We start from the raw sequence: 17,780 nt of genomic DNA on the forward strand, positions 1-17,780 counted from the left end.
TTGAAGCATATCTGGTTTGTGGCGGGCACAGATACCGAGGTTGGCAAAACGGTGGTCAGTGCAGCGTTGTTGACTGCTGCCAATCGCCTGGGGCTTCAGACGATAGGGTTGAAACCGCTTGCTGCCGGGTGCGAAGAAACACCAGATGGGTTGCGCAATGACGATGCCCTGCAGTTGCAGCAGGCCGCGAGTGTTCGGCTCAGTTACGATCAGGTGAACCCGATCGCCCTGCAGGCAGCAGTGGCTCCGCATATTGCTGCCGGAGAGCAGCGCCTGAGTGCTGAACGTATTGTGGCCTATTGTCGTGGGGCTTTGATGCAGCGTGCCGATCTGGTGGTGATCGAAGGAGCGGGAGGTTGGCGTGTGCCTCTGAATGCACGTGAAACACTGGCGCGTGTGCCCCAGTTGATGGAGATCCCGGTTGTTCTGGTGGTGGGTATGAAACTTGGCTGCATCAACCATGCGCTGTTAACGGCTGAGGCGATCGCGCGTGACGGGTTGCAACTGGCGGGATGGGTGGCCAATCAGGTTGATCCGAATATGGTCTGTTTTGAGGAAAATCTGCAGTCGCTCAAGGATCGACTGCGCGCGCCATTGCTGGGTACCATCCCCTGGTTGGATCAGCCTGCATGCGACAGGGTTGCCGATTATCTCGATCTTTCACGTGTCATTGAGGTAGATCGCAGTTGAACAAAATATGCTCAATTTTGTCGGATATGCTATAGTGTTACGAGCGTGGTTTGGTATTGAGCTGTATCGAACGTATACCGAACATATGACGGACAAAGCGACGGCAGGTGAAGTATGAATATTAATGGTGTGGCAGCACAGTCGAGTGGGCTGTTGAACGTCAACCGTGGCCTGGATAGTACTCAGAGAGCGGCCGGTGATCTTCAGGGCACAGGTCGGCCGGAAGAGAGCGAGACCCGATCCGGTCTTGACGCTGCAACGGCTGTCAGAGAAGCAGCTGTTGATCCGACAACCGCGGGTGCTTCAACTCAGGTGGTCAACAATGCCGAAGAGGTACTCGGCAATTTGATTGATACCCGAGTCTGACAGGGTTCCTGGATGATTGACCTGTCGGGTAAAGTTGACGCCCGACAGTATTCCAAAACGGGTGTGCTGTTGTATGAACATCAGTGGCTTCTCGTCATATCTGCCATCTGACTATCAGAGGCCAACTGCCACTAAGGTTGGTTCCTCGCCCCAATCTGTGCTTGAGGCAAGCAGTAATTCTGCTGCTACCCTCTTATCTCCTGCTGCATCTCTCACAACCCCCTCGGCTGCAGAGCGACTGACCCCTTTGCAGCGTGTCAATCCGGGCCGTGAATCGTCTGAACCGAATGCTCAAAATAATGAACAGGAGCGAGAGGAGCGTCGTGTCGCCGAAGAGCTGACGCAGATAGATCGAGAGGTGCGTCAGCATGAGGCGGCGCACAAAGCGGCTGCCGGCTCCTATGCAGGAGTGGTTCGATATGAGTTTGAGCGGGGGCCTGATGGGCAGCTATATGCAGTTGGTGGAGAGGTCAGTATCGATACATCACCGGTTCCGGATGATCCCGAGGCAACGCTGGAAAAAGCCGAGATCGTGCTGCGAGCGGCTTTAGCTCCGGCTGATCCATCACCTCAGGATCTGCGGGTGGCTGCAAGTGCCAGAACCATGGCCGCGGAGGCCAGAGCTGAGATTCAGCGCCGCGAAGCCCAAGAGGCAGAGCAGGAGGCAGTAGAAGCCCAGGAGTTGCGTGATCAGGAGCAGGAAGAAGGCAGTGACGAGAGTCGCCTGGATCCGGCTTCCAGCTATGAAGAGTTGCGAGAGCGACGTGCTGCTGTGTTGGGTGGTTTCGAAGAGATCAACACCGGTCGTGCCGAGAATGCCGAAAGCATGCGTCAACGCAGAGAGGCCAGTGCTGAAGAAATGCAGGAGTTTGCTGCCACGCTGGCCGAGATCAGAGAAGCGTTACGCTCACTCAATAATCGACTGGTGGAAACCGGTGTCGCCAACAAACTCTATCCTCCCGGGGCGCTCCTTGATCGCCAGGCCTGACGCCTATCATTCGGTACTCTGCAGGTGGTTCAGCACCAGCCGGGTAAACAGCGCTGGCTTTTCGGCATGAGGCCAGTGTCCGGCCCCCTCAATCATCTTCAATCGGGCGGCTGGAAAGAGTGCCATGATTGCCGGTTGGTAGGCTTTCAGCAAGTAATGAGACTCTGATCCCTTGATGAAGAGCGCTGGCCGGTTAAAGGGTGATCCTTGCGGCGCAGCAATCACCTTATCGTAATCCCTGTGCAATAATTCCAGATTCATCCGCCAGGCAAAACGCTTATCGTCATTGCGATACAGGTTTTTCAACAGGAATGCTCTGACCGACGGGTCCTGAACATGCTCGGCCAGTTGTGACTCCGCCTCCTTGCGGGATGTGATACTGTCGAGTTGCACATTGAACAACCCCTTGAATACATCATCATGGTCATGCTGATAAGCCACAGGTGCGATATCAACTATGATCAATTGATTTACCCGATCCGGCGTGTTCAGTGCCAGTTGCATAGCCACCTTGCCGCCCATCGAGTGTCCGAGAATATGTGCATTGGGCAACTCAAGCTGATCGAGCAGATCAATGATATCAGCGGCCATCAGTTCATAGCTGATCTGATCGGTATGGGGTGAGCGGCCATGGTTTCTCAGATCAACGGCGATGACGTCATAGTGCTCGGCAAAGGCTTTGATCTGGCCACCCCAGTTCTCAAGCGTGCCGAAGAGTCCGTGCAGAATGACCAGAGGTTCGCCCTGACCGCTGCGCTGATAATGAAGCTGCATGATGTTTATTTCCCGAACATTTACAGGTGGTTAGTTACAGGTAGTTAAATACAGGTAGTTAAATACAGGTAGTTAAAAAATGCTGCATGTATGTTTAGTCATGTGTGGATTTGACCTCACTATCGATCCAGCCATGATGAACGCGGACCGTCATCCTGTCGCCGGCTTTTACCTCTGCGGCATCAAGAATCACCTGCCCGGTTGCACCCTGTGCAATGGCATAGCCACGTTCAAGCGTTGCCAGCGGACTGATCGAATTCAGCATTATGATCTGATGTTGCAGCAGTTGCCGTTTGCGTGACAGCTGATTATCTATCTGCTTGTGAAGACGTTTGTGAAGCTGCTCCAGTTGTGACTGCAAAAGCATGACCCGAGGTCCTGGTGCCAGACGCTGCTGGCGCTTCTGCAACACCTCCAGTTGCTGGCCTGCCTGCTTCAATCGGCGTTGCAGAGCGCGAGTCAGGCGTGTTTCCAGGCTATCCAAACGCTGCGCCTGATCACGCAGACGATCACCCGGATGGCGCAGGCGTTGGCGCAGTGCCAGCAGTTTATTTCGCTGCTGTCGGATCAGACCGAGCTGCTGCTGGTGCAGGCGCAGTGATGCCTGGCGCAGGCGTTGTCGCAACTCCGCCTGGTTCGGGCTCAAAAGCTCGGCTGCAGCAGAAGGGGTAGGGGCTCTCAGGTCGGCTACCAGATCGCTGATGGTGATATCCACCTCATGACCAACAGCCGATACTATCGGAATCTCAGAGTTGAAGATGGCCCGCGCAACGATCTCTTCGTTGAACGGCCACAGGTCTTCCAGCGATCCTCCGCCACGACCGACTATCAAAACATCGCAAGCATTGTGCTGATTGGCCAGCTCTATTGCTCGGGCGATTTGCGCGGCTGCTTCCTTTCCCTGTACAGCGGTCGGATAGACAATGACAGGGAGCGCAGCGTAACGGCGATCAAGCACCTGTAGAATATCGTGGATGGCCGCTCCGGTCGGAGATGTGATCACCCCGAGCTGGCGAGGGTGTCTTGGCAGTGTTTTTTTGTGTTCGCTGGAGAATAGCCCTTCATGATCAAGGCGTGCCTTCAATGCCTCAAAGGCCTGTTGCAGCTGCCCGGTGCCGCCTTGTGCCAATTGATCACAGATCAGTTGGTAATCACCACGCCCTTCATACAGGCTGACTCTGGCCACAACGCGAACCAGATCACCTTCTTTCGGGATGAACTTCAGGTACTGGGTGCGATTACGAAACATCGCGCATCTGACCTGTGCCCGGTTATCCTTGAGGGTGAAGTACCAGTGCCCGGATGAGGGCCTGGCCAGATTGCTGATTTCGCCCTCCACGCAACGTATGGCAATGGCGTTTTCCAGCAGTGATTTGACTTCGCGGTTCAGCTCGCTGACTGTGATGGCATTTTTGACTGGTGTATTAAGCATGGACACATATTAAACCGGAATGCTGCGCCAGGGGAATGGGGAGAGGGCGCCGATCAGCATCGATGCCCTCGTGTCGTCAGGTAGCAGATCAGTTATGTAGCTGGTCAAGCCGCTAACGCACAACCATGACAGATTTTTTTGAGTGCCTGACGACATGTGCCGAATTAGGACCCAGCACGTAATCGGCAAAGTTGCGCTTGTTATGGGCGGCCATGACGATCAGATCAGCATCCACTTTTTTTGATATCTCGATAATGGTTTCCCACGGAGAACCGTCGGCCACTACCCTCTGCACTTTGATATCCTCAGGGATGTTCTCTTTAGCCCACTGCTTGAGTTCCTCCTTCAAGGTCAGATGTGCCTTTTCGGAAAAATTGGCCGGGAAAAAAGAACCCACCATCGGCATATTAAACTCCGGCAGCACCGTGAGCAGGTGCAGAGAGGCGCCATAGGTGTGGCACAGGCTGATTGCCACAGGTAAGGCCTTTTCCCAGGAGCTCTTTTCACTCAGTACAACGGGTAGCAGTATTTTTTTGTACATGGATGACTCCTCAGGCCGTTGCCTGGGTTGCCTGTTCGGCAACCTCACGGCGGCGCTTTTGCATCATGAAAATAAAACCGAAGAGCAAGAGCCCCGGTATCCATATCCACTCCTTGGCCCAGCGATCGGTAGGTGCACTGACCTCAAGGATCTCCTGATCAAAATCAAAACCGATATCAGCCGCCAGACTGCCAAACTGCGTGCCATCGACAATCGCTTTACCATTGTCATTGAACAGTTCCAGTCCCAGGTTATCCATTCGCTCATCGGCAGTGTCACCGTGTGGTACCGGAACCAGCAAATAGGTTTGCAGTGGATCGCCGAAGGCATCTTCTCCCGCGATCTGAACACGAAGATAGCTACCGGCATCAACCTGCATCAGGGCTTCGGCAAATTCAGTCGGTGGAATCTGTGTATAAGGGTCATGAATCTTATCCATCCAGAAACCGGGTCTGAACAGGGTGAACGCTATAAGCAGCAGGAACACGGTTTCGTACCAGCGGTTTCGGGTCAGCATATAACCCTGAGTGGCAGCGGCAAATATCAACATCGCTACAGTAGAGATGATGAATATCACTATCCCCTGAATGAAGTTGACATCAATCAGCAACAGATCAGTGTTGAAAATAAACAGGAAAGGCAGCGCCGCTGTTCTCATGCTGTAGTAGAAGGCCTGGAATCCCGTTCGTAAGGGGTCGCCTCCGGATACCGCTGCAGCTGCAAAAGATGCCAGACCAACCGGGGGCGTCACATCAGCCATGATGCCGAAGTAGAAAACAAACAGATGTACAGCGATCAGTGGCACCAGCAAACCGTTTTGTTGACCGAGCATGACCACAACCGGAACCATCAGTGTGGAAACGACAATATAGTTCGCAGTTGTCGGCAGGCCCATGCCAAGAATCAGGCTGAGAACTGCTGTCAGCATCAGGATCAGCATCAGGTTACCCATTGCCAGTACTTCAACCACATCGGCCAGTACCAGGCCAACGCCAGTCTGAGAAACAGCCCCCACGACGATGCCAGCGGTAGCTGTTGCGATCCCTATGCCGATCATGTTGCGTGCACCTGCGATCAGGCCTGACCAGAGATCATCAATCCCTTCGCGGATATCGCGTGAGATATCACTGCGATGTCTGAAAAGAGCAATGATCGGACGTTGGGTGAGCATGATGAAAATCATGAATACGGTTGCCCAGAAGGCAGACAGTCCCGGTGATAGGCGCTCAACCATCAGGCACCACACCAGTACAACGACGGGCAGAATGTAGTGCAGCCCCACCATGACGGTTGGCCGGGTTTCCGGCAGTTTAATCACGGCTGATTCAGGGTCGTCCAGCTCCAGCTCAGGATAGTTGGCACCTATCTTGAGCAGTAGAACATAAACGATGGCCAGTGCCACCGAGACTATCCAGGGCGTCGCATCACCCAGTATGGGCTTGAGCCAGCCCAGTCCGTAGTAGACGGCAAAAGAGAGTGCCATCAGCAGAATCAGGCCGGTCATGAACCCGATTATCTTATTCAACAAGGGGCGGACGGGGTTGCTGGAAGGCAGCCCTTTCATGTTGGCCTTGAGTGCTTCCAGATGAACAATATAGATCAGGGCTATGTAGGAGATAATCGCTGGCAGGAAGGCATGCTTAATCACTTCAACATAGGAGATGCCAACATATTCGACCATCAGGAATGCAGCTGCGCCCATTACCGGTGGCATGATCTGACCGTTGACGGAGGAAGATACTTCGACTGCACCGGCTTTTTCAGAGCTGAATCCGACGCGTTTCATCATCGGAATAGTAAAGGTACCGGTGGTGACAGTATTGGCAATTGACGAGCCGGATATCAGGCCAGTCAGGCCAGATGCGACGACAGCTGCTTTGGCTGGTCCACCACGCAGATGGCCCAGCATCGAAAAGGCCACCTTGATGAAATAGTTACCGGCCCCTGCTTTATCCAACAAGGCTCCGAAAAGTACAAACAGGAATACGAAGCTGGTCGATACTCCAAGGGCGATACCAAATACCCCTTGAGCCGTCAGCCATTGGTGATTGATCAGGCCGTTTAGACTGACGCCGCGATGCGCAAGAATACCTGGCATATAAGGGCCAAACAGGCTGTAAAGCAAGAAAAGTGATGCGACAACGACCAGTGGGGGGCCCAGTGCGCGGCGTGTAGCTTCCAGTAGCAGTACAACGCCGATGGCGCCTACAATTACATCCTGCTGGATGGGGGCGCCGGGTCGCTGGGCAAGTTCGTTATACATGATGTAAATATAGCCAGCACAGAAAGCTGCGATGGCAGCGATGCCCCAGTCTGCAAGTGGAATGCGGTTTCGGGGGGAACGCTTGAAAGCCGGGTAGGCCATAAAGGCCAGCACCAGCGCAAATGTCAGATGGATCGAGCGGGCTTCAGTAGCGTTGAAAACGCCAAAACCAGCGATGTAGGGTAGGGGAGACGCTATCCAGAGCTGAAACAGCGACCAGAGCGCTGCGATGCTGACCAGCAGTTTGCCCGGAAATCCCTGTGGCGCGCGTGACCCGGTATCAGATGCTGCAACAAGCTCATCCAGATCGACGGCCTGTGTACCTGCTTTGTGGTTATCTTTAGACATTGATATACCCTGTCATTGTCGTTCATCTACTGGGCCGGTGTTTGATGACTGCCCGGATTGTCAAAATTCTTATTCAAATGTATGAGCGCGTCGGACACTTTATTCTTGGACACTCTTTATTATTGGACATTTTGTTATTGGAACTGGTGTCGAGTGCGCACATGGTGAAAAAGGTTCTGGAAAAAAAATGCGCGTCATACAACGCGCATTTCGTTTTCAATAGCGATAGGCGCTCTGGCCTATATATTACTGAATCCAGCCGCGCTCTTTGTAGTAACGTGCAGCGCCGTCATGCAAAGGTGCAGTCAGACCGTCGGAGATCATCGCTTCTTCGGTCAGGTTCTCAAATGCAGGGTGCAGGCGCTTGAAGCGATCGAAGTTTTCAAACACCGCTTTCACTGTCTGATAAACGGTATCTTCATCAACACTGGCATGGCTGACGAAAGTGGCTGCTACACCAAAGGTTTCGACATCATTGTCGTTGCCACGATACAGACCACCAGGTATCACCGAGCGCGTATAATAAGGGAACTCGGAGACCAGACCGTCTATTTCGGCACCTGTCACAGGTACAATTCGTGCTTCAACGGTAGTGGTAGCTTCCTGAATTGAACCATTAGGGTGACCGACCACGTAAACCATGGCATCGATGTTGTTATCAGCCAGTGCTGCTGACTGTTCGGCAGCATCCAACTGAGATGCCAGTGCAAAGTCATCTACGCTCCAACCCATGCGTTCCATGACAAGATCCATGGTACTACGCTGGCCAGAACCCGGGTTGCCGATATTGACGCGTTTGCCTTTAAGGTCGGCGAAGTTTTCAATGCCGGAGTCCTGGCGGGCAATTACCGTCAGAGGCTCACCATGCATGGTGAAGACTGAACGCATATCTTCCCAGGCACCATCTGCTTCGAAGTTTGCCTGACCATTGTAAGCGCGAAAGTGAACGTCAGACTGCACGACGCCCATATCCAACTCGCCACTTTTCATACCATTCACGTTGGCAACAGAGCCACCGGTAGAGGGTGCATTACAGCGAACACCGTGATCATCGCTGTTGCGATTGACCATGCGGCAGACAGACTGACCGACTACATAATAAACGCCTGTCTGACCACCGGTGCCTATGGTGATGAACTTCTGTTCAGCTGCAGCCACGGAAGTGAAGGCAGATGCACACAGCAGGGTTGCGGTGGCTGCTGCGGCTGAAAAGCTAAGCTTCTTCATGTTTTTACCCCTGAATACTTTTATTGGTGTTGTTATCAATATCGTTAATTTATTGAAGCTGAAAGACAATTTAACGATTTAGCCTATACGCCTGAAAGTGCGTTTCAGTCTTCAATACATCACGCTAGATTCAAAGTAGCTCATAAAATTGAAAATGAAAAGTTTTCAGGGTGTAGGGCTTCGGCGCATATTATATAAATAACTTGTTGATTTGAAGTGCTAAATGGAAGGCCAGCTTCCGCTCTGAGTTGATCCTTCTCTCATGACAGGTCATTGATAGAGAGATAGTGTCAGCCGATTGAGTGCATGCGAGCAATGGAGTACAATATCCGGTTTAATTTTACCTAGATATACAGGCTGGTTGAGCATGTTGCGAATCGTTGAAGAAGCACTCACCTTTGATGATGTATTGCTGGTTCCCGGGTATTCAGAGGTGCTGCCGAAAGAGGTGACGCTGAAGACCCGCCTGACCAAAGGGATTGAACTGAATATCCCGCTGGTATCGGCAGCAATGGATACGGTCACTGAGGCGCGGTTAGCGATAGCCATGGCTCAGGAAGGCGGTATCGGCATTATTCACAAGAATATGACACCGGAACTGCAGGCTGCAGAGGTCCGCAGGGTCAAGAAGTTTGAAGCGGGAGTCGTGACTGAGCCGGTAACCTGCTCGCCCGATACCACCGTCAGAGAAGTGCTGGAAATGGCTCGAGCTTATGGCTTCTCCGGTTTTCCCGTGCTGCAGAATGACGAACTGGTGGGTATTGTTACCAGTCGTGACGTGCGTTTCGAAAGTGACATGAATGCACGTGTTTCCAGCATCATGACACCTAAAGATCGTCTGGTTACCGCCAATGAAGGCGATGATCTGGCGTTGATTCAGGGTCTGCTGCGCAAGCATCGTATTGAAAAAATCCTGATTGTTGATGACAAGTTCCGCCTCAGCGGCATGATGACTGTCAAGGATATGAACAAAGCACAGGCTTTCCCACATGCTGCCAAGGATGACAGAGGGCGCCTGATCGTCGGCGCTGCAGTCGGAACCGGTCCTGAAACTCCTGAACGTGTAGATGCGCTGGTGCGTGCAGGTGTCGATCTGATTGTTGTGGATACTGCGCACGGTCACTCCAAGGGTGTGATTGATCGCGTGGCCTGGGTCAAGCAGACCTACCCTCAGGTGCAGGTGATCGGTGGCAACATTGCTACAGCGGAAGCGGCGATTGCGCTGGCAGAAGCAGGTGCAGACGGTGTCAAGGTCGGGATCGGCCCAGGCTCCATCTGCACCACGCGTATCGTTGCAGGTATCGGCGTACCGCAGATCTCAGCAGTTGCGAACGTGGCCCAGGCACTGCGAGAGTATGATGTGCCTTTGATTGCCGATGGCGGTATCCGCTTCTCCGGTGATATTGCCAAGGCGATTGCAGCCGGTGCGGCGGCTGTCATGGTGGGTTCAATGCTGGCTGGTACCGACGAGGCGCCGGGAGAAGTTGAGCTGTATCAGGGGCGTGCGTTCAAATCCTATCGTGGCATGGGCTCGCTGGGTGCGATGTCCGGATCGAGTGGCTCTTCTGATCGTTACTTCCAGGATGCCAAGGCGGGAGTCGAAAAGCTGGTGCCGGAAGGTATCGAAGGTCGTGTGCCATGTAAGGGGCCGATGGTCGGGGTTGTACATCAGTTGATGGGTGGTGTGCGTGCGTCGATGGGTTACACCGGCTGCGCCACCATTGATGAGATGCGTACCAAGCCACGTTTTGTCCGGATCACCAATGCAGGTATTACTGAAAGCCATGTACATGACGTCAGTATTACCAAAGAGGCGCCGAATTATCGGGTCAGCTGATAGTTAATATTTTCTATTTCTGAGTGGGGCGGTTGCTGCCCCACTTTTTGTTTGTAGCGTCAGGAAGACAACTGATCGGTGGAGTCACTGAGTATGAGCATAGATATTCACGCGCAACGCATTCTTATTCTGGATTTCGGGTCACAGTATACCCAGTTGATCGCCCGACGAGTGCGCGAGATCGGGGTTTACAGTGAGATTCATCCCTGGGATATGGATGAGGCTGCGCTGCGTGAATTTGCTCCGCAGGGCATTATTCTTGCGGGTGGTCCCGAGTCTGTGACAGAGCTGGATTCGCCACGTGCACTGCAAGTGGTTTTTGAACTCGGTGTGCCGCTTCTGGGGATCTGCTACGGCATGCAGACCATGGCAGAGCAGCTTGGTGGTGCCGTATCCGGTTCTGATAAGCGTGAGTTTGGTTATGCTCGCGTCCGTCTGGCGGATAGCCCGAGCCGGTTGCTGGAAGGGATCGAAGACCATATCGCCAACAATGGTGCATTGTCACTGGATGTCTGGATGAGCCATGGTGATAAGGTGACAGAGTTGCCTGAAGGTTTCCATGTCATCGCCTCAACCGAGTCTGCACCGATTGCGGCCATGTGTGACCCGAAAAGAAACTTCTATGGCGTGCAATTCCACCCGGAAGTGACTCATACCAAACAGGGCTTGAGAATTCTGGAGCGCTTCGTACGTGAGATCTGTGAAACAGATGGGCTCTGGACTGCCCAGAACATCATAGACGACCTGATTGCCAAGGTGCGTGAGCAGATAGGTGATGAAAAAGTTCTGCTGGGTCTGTCCGGTGGTGTGGATTCATCTGTTGTGGCGGCTCTGCTGCATCAGGCGATCGGTGACAAGTTGACCTGTGTGTTTGTTGATAACGGTTTGCTGCGCAAAAATGAAGGCCAGCAGGTGATGGACATGTTCGCCAAGAACATGGGTGTCAATGTGATCCGTGTTGATGCCGAGCAGCGCTTCCTTGATCGCCTCAAGGGTGAGGCAGATCCTGAAGCCAAGCGTAAGGCGATCGGCAATACCTTTATTGAAGTGTTTGAGGAAGAAGCGCAGCGTCTGACCGAGTGTCGCTTCCTGGCTCAGGGTACTATCTATCCTGACGTGATCGAATCTGCCGCTTCCAAAACAGGCAAGGCGCATGTGATCAAGTCGCATCACAATGTCGGTGGTTTGCCGGAAGATATGGCGTTTGACCTGGTCGAGCCGCTGCGTGAACTGTTCAAGGATGAAGTGCGCAAGATCGGCCTGGAACTGGGTCTGCCTTACGACATGGTCTACCGTCATCCCTTTCCGGGTCCGGGTCTGGGTGTGCGAATTCTCGGCGAAGTTAAAAAAGAGTTTGCCGATATTCTGCGCGAAGCGGATGCGATCTTCATCGAAGAGCTGCACAAGGCGGATTGGTATCACAAAACCAGTCAGGCATTTGCCGTGTTCCTGCCGGTCAAAACAGTCGGTGTTGTCGGTGATGGGCGCCGTTACGAATATGTGATCGCGCTGCGTGCCGTGGAAACAATCGACTTCATGACCGCTCGCTGGGCACATCTGCCTTATGAGCTTCTGGAACAGGTATCCGGTCGCATCATCAACGAGATCGCCAGAGTGTCACGCGTTACCTATGACGTTTCAAGTAAGCCGCCTGCTACTATTGAGTGGGAATGATCACACGTTAGGCGCTAGCTGGTACTGACTGGCATTAAATGACACTCAAGCCCATGTTTTAATGGGCTTTTTTGTTTCTATCTCTGGCATGTTCTGGCAATATTTAGCAGCGTGAAGCACTGCTTGAGTATGGTATTAAAAGTGGTATTATCAACTTGATTTACCATGAGTGATAGCTGATACCATGCAGTGCTGTCTTGTGAACTCATGGTATCAAATTTCCATAATTAGCTGTTTTTAAAGAATTTAAGGGCTTTTTTGTGGGGTGTTTATAGCATGGTATCAAAACGGACGAAGGACAATACTCATGCTGACCGATACCAAGCTGCGCAATCTAAAGCCTAGGGATAAACTCTACAAAGTGAATGACAGGGATGGCCTCTATGTGGCCGTTACGCCAGCTGGCTCGATCTCGTTCCGCTACAATTACGCCATCAATGGACGACAGGAAACGATCACTTTTGGTCGTTATGGCGTTGGGGGTATCACGCTGGCCGAAGCTCGTGAGCGACTGCACGAAGCTAAGAAGATGGCGGCGGTAGGCAAGTCGCCCGCTAGGGAAAAGGCTCGTGATAAGGCGCGGGTCAAGGATGCCGAAACCTTTGGTGCTTGGGCTGAAAAATGGCTACGTGGTTATCAGATGGCGGATTCGACCCGAGACATGCGCCGCTCAGTCTATGCACGAGAGCTGCAAACCAAATTTGGCAACCAAAAGCTGGCTGAAATTACACACGAAGACTTGAGAATGCTTACCGATGCCATTGTGGAGCGTGGTGCACCTGCGACGGCTGTTCATGCGCGTGAAATCGTACTCCAGGTGTATCGCTGGGCGACTGAACGGGGTCAAAAGGTCGAGAACCCGGCAGACCTGGTGAGGCCAGCGAGCATTGCCAAGTTTGAGCCGCGGGATCGTACCTTAACACCCGAGGAAATCAGACTCATGTATCAGTACATGGGACGTATTGGCACATCTCCATCAATCCGGGCAGCGGTCAAGTTGCTGTTGTTGACGATGGTGCGCAAAAGCGAGCTGACCAATGCCACTTGGAGTGAGATCAATTTCAGTGAGGCGCTTTGGACTATCCCGAAGGAGCGGATGAAGCGGCGGAACCCCCACCTAGTGTTCCTATCTAGGCAGACCCTGGATATCCTGATAGCCCTGAAAACTTTCTCGGGTGGGTCGGATTATGTGCTGCCATCCCGTTACGATTCTGACTTACCCATGAGCAGCGCCACCCTGAACAGGGTGATGGACTTGACCTATAAGCTTGCTCAGAAAGAAGGGCAGCCTCTTGCCAAGTTCGGGCCCCACGACTTGCGCCGTACGGCCAGTACCCTGCTGCATGAGGCTGGCTATAACACCGATTGGATCGAGAAATGCCTAGCACACGAACAGAAGGGTGTAAGGGCGGTTTACAACAAAGCTGAGTACCGCGAGCAGCGTGCTTCAATGTTACAAGACTGGGCGGACATGATTGATGAATGGACTGCCGCAGATGCCAATAATCTTGTTATCTGAACGCATAAGTAACCTGTATATTCTAATCAGACTCGATAGATCGAGTGTGTAGCTGTTTCTTTCTGCAGGTACTGCTAATAACGCCAGAAATTCCGCTTAGCGCACATTGCGGAAGTGACCATTGCGGCACTGTAGTTGGTCTGGCTGGAATCAGGGAGCCCAATATCGCAGGTGAGACTTCCCTGGCAGGTCGAGCACGATTGCAAGGCTTTGCTTAGCGCGAGTGACTGCAACGTAAAACGCTGCCGCAGCTGTCGACTCCAAAGGCGTTCCGTTCTTGATGAAGTTCTCTATGTTTTTGGTAGGAGCAATCAGCACACGATCAAAGGTGGCGCCCTTCACTCCTTTGAAATTCTGGAATGGAAGATCCAGATGTTTTGCCGAGCTAATGCTGTGCCTTAAGCATTGGGGGCTGTACTGGGTCATGTACTCATAGACATGCTCGGAGCGCACCAGATAAACACCGTCGTGCCCCGTCTCATCGTTGTTCTCTGAGGTGGTCCCAGGAAAGGCCCATCTCGCATCAAAAATGCTATCTGAAAAGGTCGCAATCTCTTTTCTGCACCTATAAGTAATCGTCGCATAGGTGATGTTTAGGCAGCCTTCTGCCTCGCGTTCCATGAACCATTCCAACGAGGCTGCGTAGCCAAACTGCTTGTTTTTGCGGCCACGAGGATTCGTGGAGAGGACGGCTTGGCGCACGTCACCAACCAACCGCACCTCAATGTTGGAATGCAGTAGCACCTGTAAGATCTCCCAATCGTAGCTAGCAAGATCCTGAACCTCGTCGATTAGGATTTCGTCGTAGATGCATTCCAAGCGGTGCAGCAGCGCAGGTGTGGCCTCCATAAGTTCAAAAGCCAGCCTGCCTAGCTCGCAGCTATAAACTCTGTTATCGGCAGTCATGAACCTGCTTTTGCCTCGTGCAAACCTGCTTGGACGACCTTCAAAATCGAAACCCCCGACTCGCTCACCAGAAAATTTGAAGCGCAGGAATGGCTGTGCAAAATGCCTGAGCAGAAACGTGTACCATCCCATGACCTCCACCCCAGTGGCATGGCCAGCCTGAGCAGCTAACCGAGCCTTCACCTCCTGCTGGTTCGTTTGGGTGAACGTCAGTAGGGCAACCTTACGTTCTGAGGGCAATACTTGGCAGTGATTCACTAGACCTTGAGTCTTACGACCACCTGCTACCGCTAAAGTAAGAAAGTTAGGCATTCTTGATGAACTCTGCAGCTGCGTTCATATACTCTGGCGGCGTCAAAGCCTTATCTGATTCGGCGATACGTATCGCTCCTTCGGTCTTTTCACGAGTCATCCAAGTATCCAAATCAGCCCTCGCGGAGATTCCTAGTATCTCCCTTAGATGCACCTCTCCGTTCGCTTTGACCAACTGAGGTTCAAGGGTATGTCCATCAGCCACAGCGCCGATGAAAAGCTCTCTCTTTTTGCCGTCCAGCCACTGCTTAACAGCCTCCCTCAGCTCCGCGGGCTCGACTCCATCATTGTCTCGCATCACCGCTACCGGCTTATCTATCGCCTGGCATAGCTGCAAGCAGCGTGCGAGAGCAAGCCCGCGCATGCTGACGACATCAATCCCAGCTTCCATTGGCATCTGTCCGAATCGATCCCGAAACACTCGCTCGAAGATGATTTCATCAGAAGGTCCCTCAACCAGCACCACCTTCTTGGCCAGAACCAAGCGCAAGGTGTCGTATCCAGGCAGTCGCTGGAAGTAACGGACAGTTTCGGGAGACAGGTCCGTAATTTTTGACACTTGGTTGCGGCTCAGCAGATGTAAGGCATCTAAACCAAGTCGGTTCAGCACATAGGTACTATGAGTCGAGATAAAGAGTTGCTGCTCATCCGAAGCAAGTGACTCAATACGGTCCAGTAAAATCCTCAGGCTGGTATGGGAAAGGTGATTCTCGGGTTCCTCGATCATCACGATCTTCACCTTGGCCGCATGTCGTTTCATAGCAAGTGATATCTTGATCGCAGCTTGCTGGCCAAGCCCCGCCATCGCAAACGGTACACGATCTACGTGAGGAGTAATGGCGCTTTCCCAGGATGTTCTGGAGGTCTGATCCATAGCTAGAGCCATGGGTTCCGCTTGCAGCGCAGCCCCCAGCTTCTCGATGCGAGCGTTGACCGGTCCAAGCGCCCCCTCAGTCATCGATGCTTTGATCTTTCGGTAGTCCAGCGATATTGCCGCCTTCTCAGGGGTCTCTAAGTGATCGCTCAGGATCTGCCGCAAATGGTAGTCCACGCCGGTTGAGGACTTGACTGTACGGGAATCAATTGTGGCAACAGACAGGACTCTCGGGCGTTTCACCAACTCACGGTCTGCAAACGAGCGCCACTCGCCCGTGTAGTACTCCACGGGTATTAACCCGGTGGTAATTTACATCTGATTTATGTATAATGCCTGCATGAATATTGACGCACGCAAGCTCAGCCCAGAGCAACAGGAACTTCTTAGGCAGAAGTCGATTCGACTCCGCAAGAGAGGCAAAACCTTCCGTGAAATCGGTCAACTTCTCGACGTTCACCCCGATACTGTCGGGCGCTGGTACAAGCGCTACGAGACAGGCGGTGCCGCCGCTATTGCGGTTCAAAAACGAGGCCCTAAAAACAAACCACGTCGATTGAGTGAACAACAGGAGCAGCAGGTCATAGAAGCTGTTCGCGACCAGATGCCAGATCAGTACAAGCTTGGTTTCGCCCTGTGGACTCGTCGCGCTATTGCTCAGTTGATCAAGCAGCTCTGGGGCATCGACATACCTGTCCGTACAATGGGGGATTACCTCAAACGCTGGGGCTTCACACCACAGAAGCCGCTGAAGAAAGCATGGGAGCAGAACCCCTCCCGTGTCGATGCCTGGCTGAAGGAGGAGTATCCCCAGATCAAAGCGCGTGCAGAAGCGGAGAATGCCCAGATTTTCTGGGGTGATGAGACGGGTATCAAGAACAACACCCAGCACGGTCGGAGCTATGCACCGGTGGGTCAAACTCCGGTCCAGCCACTGCCTGCCAAGCGGGTGTCGCTGAATATGATTTCGGCGATCACCAATCAGGGCACTGTGCGCTTCATGTTGTATGAGTCGACGATGACAGCCAAGGTGTTGAAGAAATTCCTGCGGGCCTTGATTGAGTCGACACCCGGTAAGGTCTTCCTGATCCTGGACAACCTGCGGGTACATCATGCCAAAGTGGTGAAACGCTGGCTCGAACGTAAGGCGGTTAAGCGCTATCTGGAAGTCTTCTTTCTGCCGGCGTATTCGCCAGAGCTGAACCCGGATGAGTATCTGAACTGCGATCTGAAAGGCATGGTACATAGTGGTCCGGCTCCTCGGACAGTGGACGAGCTGAAGAACCGAACTCGCTCCTGCATGCGGACACTGCAGCGACGTCCCGAACGGGTGAAAAAGTACTTTAACTCTGAGCATATAGCCTATGCTGCATAGTCGATCTAAAATGCCACCGGGTTAATAATAGATCGCTTGGTGCCTTCAACCATTCGTCTAACATATCTTGGTATTCCTCATTCGGGAAAATCCGTAGGAATACACCTGGACAGGCATTAGTGGGTACATCGGTGTTAACCGCTCCACACAGCACCTGGAGCTCAGCATCATCACGCAGGTATAGTTCAATTAGAATTTCGGGGAAGGCTGGCTTTTCGCCCGCATTCCGAGCGGCGAGGAATTGATCCACCAACTCGGCGTTGAACCAGTGCGGGTTCAGCTCTTCCATCACGCTCCGGCCACCGATTCTCCCGTTAAGCGCCAGTGACACAGCCTCCATCAAGGTGGATTTGCCGGCGTCGTTATCACCTATCAGGATGTTCTTCTTCGGGTTGGGGCAGAACGTGAAGTCCTTGTATATTCGGTACCCACGAATACGAATTTTGGTGATCATGACCAACAATCCTTTGATGAGTTTAGTGAAGTCAGACCAACCTAGGTTTCAGGTTTTTGCCGTCTTCAGATAGAGGTAATTATGCTATCAAGCAGCTAATTATGAACTGCTTTATTAGGAAGCTCAAAGTCCCATCGTGATTTTAGCCGCTAAAAAGTGTTCATCAAACGGTGGTTTCTTGAACACATCCTGAGTTGTGG

Annotated in this window: 15 protein-coding genes; 7 read left to right on the forward strand and 8 right to left on the reverse strand. The window is 52.7% G+C overall.

The genetic code is table 11. The annotated features are described in order from the left end of the window. The 3 genes from bioD (at position 1) to ACK3CJ_RS03620 (ending at position 2,044) form a co-directional block, all read left to right on the forward strand. A complete protein-coding gene (bioD, locus tag ACK3CJ_RS03610; protein WP_409525052.1) occupies positions 1-690 on the forward strand; it encodes a dethiobiotin synthase in 690 nt (229 codons plus the stop codon). A 114-nt stretch (positions 691-804) separates the two neighbouring features. Beyond that, positions 805-1,056 carry a hypothetical protein gene (locus tag ACK3CJ_RS03615; RefSeq protein ID WP_409525054.1) on the forward strand — a complete coding sequence of 84 codons (252 nt, stop codon included), beginning with the start codon at positions 805-807 and terminating at the stop codon, positions 1,054-1,056. A gap of 73 nt (positions 1,057-1,129) precedes the next feature. Continuing rightward, positions 1,130-2,044, forward strand: coding sequence for a putative metalloprotease CJM1_0395 family protein (locus tag ACK3CJ_RS03620; RefSeq protein WP_409525055.1), 915 nt, complete (start codon positions 1,130-1,132; stop codon positions 2,042-2,044). A gap of 6 nt (positions 2,045-2,050) precedes the next feature. Here the strand turns inward: ACK3CJ_RS03620 and ACK3CJ_RS03625 are convergent, their stop codons facing one another. From ACK3CJ_RS03625 to ACK3CJ_RS03645, 5 genes are all read right to left on the reverse strand, one after another. Next, positions 2,051-2,818 (reverse strand): alpha/beta fold hydrolase, encoded by a 768-nt coding sequence (locus ACK3CJ_RS03625; RefSeq protein ID WP_409525056.1) that lies wholly within the window; start codon positions 2,816-2,818, stop codon positions 2,051-2,053. 94 nt (positions 2,819-2,912) lie between these two features. Next, on the reverse strand, positions 2,913-4,250 hold the full coding sequence (xseA, locus tag ACK3CJ_RS03630) for an exodeoxyribonuclease VII large subunit (protein ID WP_409525057.1): 1,338 nt from the start codon (positions 4,248-4,250) through the stop codon (positions 2,913-2,915). 112 nt (positions 4,251-4,362) lie between these two features. Continuing rightward, positions 4,363-4,791: a universal stress protein gene (locus ACK3CJ_RS03635; RefSeq protein ID WP_409525058.1), complete on the reverse strand. Its 429-nt coding sequence runs from the start codon at positions 4,789-4,791 to the stop codon at positions 4,363-4,365. Positions 4,792-4,801: 10 nt separating this feature from the next. Then, complete coding sequence (locus ACK3CJ_RS03640) at positions 4,802-7,402, reverse strand: TRAP transporter permease (protein ID WP_409525059.1); 2,601 nt, start codon at positions 7,400-7,402, stop codon at positions 4,802-4,804. 246 nt (positions 7,403-7,648) lie between these two features. Further along, positions 7,649-8,629: a TAXI family TRAP transporter solute-binding subunit gene (locus ACK3CJ_RS03645; RefSeq protein ID WP_409525060.1), complete on the reverse strand. Its 981-nt coding sequence runs from the start codon at positions 8,627-8,629 to the stop codon at positions 7,649-7,651. Between the two features lie 367 nt (positions 8,630-8,996). On the opposite strand from ACK3CJ_RS03645, the gene guaB reads away from it, so the two are divergent. From guaB to ACK3CJ_RS03660, 3 genes are all read left to right on the forward strand, one after another. Further along, the gene (gene guaB, locus ACK3CJ_RS03650; RefSeq protein ID WP_409525062.1) at positions 8,997-10,466 is read left to right on the forward strand and encodes an IMP dehydrogenase; all 1,470 of its coding nucleotides are present in this window, start codon (positions 8,997-8,999) and stop codon (positions 10,464-10,466) included. 93 nt (positions 10,467-10,559) lie between these two features. Next, positions 10,560-12,140, forward strand: a complete 1,581-nt coding sequence (gene guaA / locus ACK3CJ_RS03655; RefSeq protein ID WP_409525064.1) for a glutamine-hydrolyzing GMP synthase — start codon at positions 10,560-10,562, stop codon at positions 12,138-12,140. Positions 12,141-12,447: 307 nt separating this feature from the next. Beyond that, positions 12,448-13,659 carry a tyrosine-type recombinase/integrase gene (locus tag ACK3CJ_RS03660; protein ID WP_409525066.1) on the forward strand — a complete coding sequence of 404 codons (1,212 nt, stop codon included), beginning with the start codon at positions 12,448-12,450 and terminating at the stop codon, positions 13,657-13,659. A gap of 150 nt (positions 13,660-13,809) precedes the next feature. Here ACK3CJ_RS03660 and ACK3CJ_RS03665 read toward each other — a convergent pair whose 3' ends face one another. Both ACK3CJ_RS03665 and ACK3CJ_RS03670 read right to left on the reverse strand, forming a co-directional pair. Beyond that, positions 13,810-14,877, reverse strand: coding sequence for a UvrD-helicase domain-containing protein (locus tag ACK3CJ_RS03665; protein WP_409525067.1), 1,068 nt, complete (start codon positions 14,875-14,877; stop codon positions 13,810-13,812). Next, positions 14,870-16,042 (reverse strand): ATP-dependent nuclease, encoded by a 1,173-nt coding sequence (locus ACK3CJ_RS03670; RefSeq protein WP_409525068.1) that lies wholly within the window; start codon positions 16,040-16,042, stop codon positions 14,870-14,872. The genes ACK3CJ_RS03665 and ACK3CJ_RS03670 overlap by 8 nt, the downstream gene beginning before the upstream one ends. A 49-nt stretch (positions 16,043-16,091) precedes the next feature. Here ACK3CJ_RS03670 and ACK3CJ_RS03675 point away from each other — a divergent pair, with 49 nt between their 5' ends. After that, entirely contained in the window at positions 16,092-17,126 is a 1,035-nt protein-coding gene (locus ACK3CJ_RS03675; protein ID WP_409523339.1) for an IS630 family transposase, read from the forward strand. Here ACK3CJ_RS03675 and ACK3CJ_RS03680 read toward each other — a convergent pair. Then, positions 17,095-17,580 carry an AAA family ATPase gene (locus ACK3CJ_RS03680; RefSeq protein ID WP_409525069.1) on the reverse strand — a complete coding sequence of 162 codons (486 nt, stop codon included), beginning with the start codon at positions 17,578-17,580 and terminating at the stop codon, positions 17,095-17,097. The genes ACK3CJ_RS03675 and ACK3CJ_RS03680 overlap by 32 nt on opposite strands. Positions 17,581-17,780: the final 200 nt, after the last annotated feature.

Origin of the sequence: Nitrincola salilacus (genome assembly GCF_046271865.1) — a bacterium.
Lineage (GTDB): Bacteria > Pseudomonadota > Gammaproteobacteria > Pseudomonadales > Balneatricaceae > Nitrincola > Nitrincola salilacus.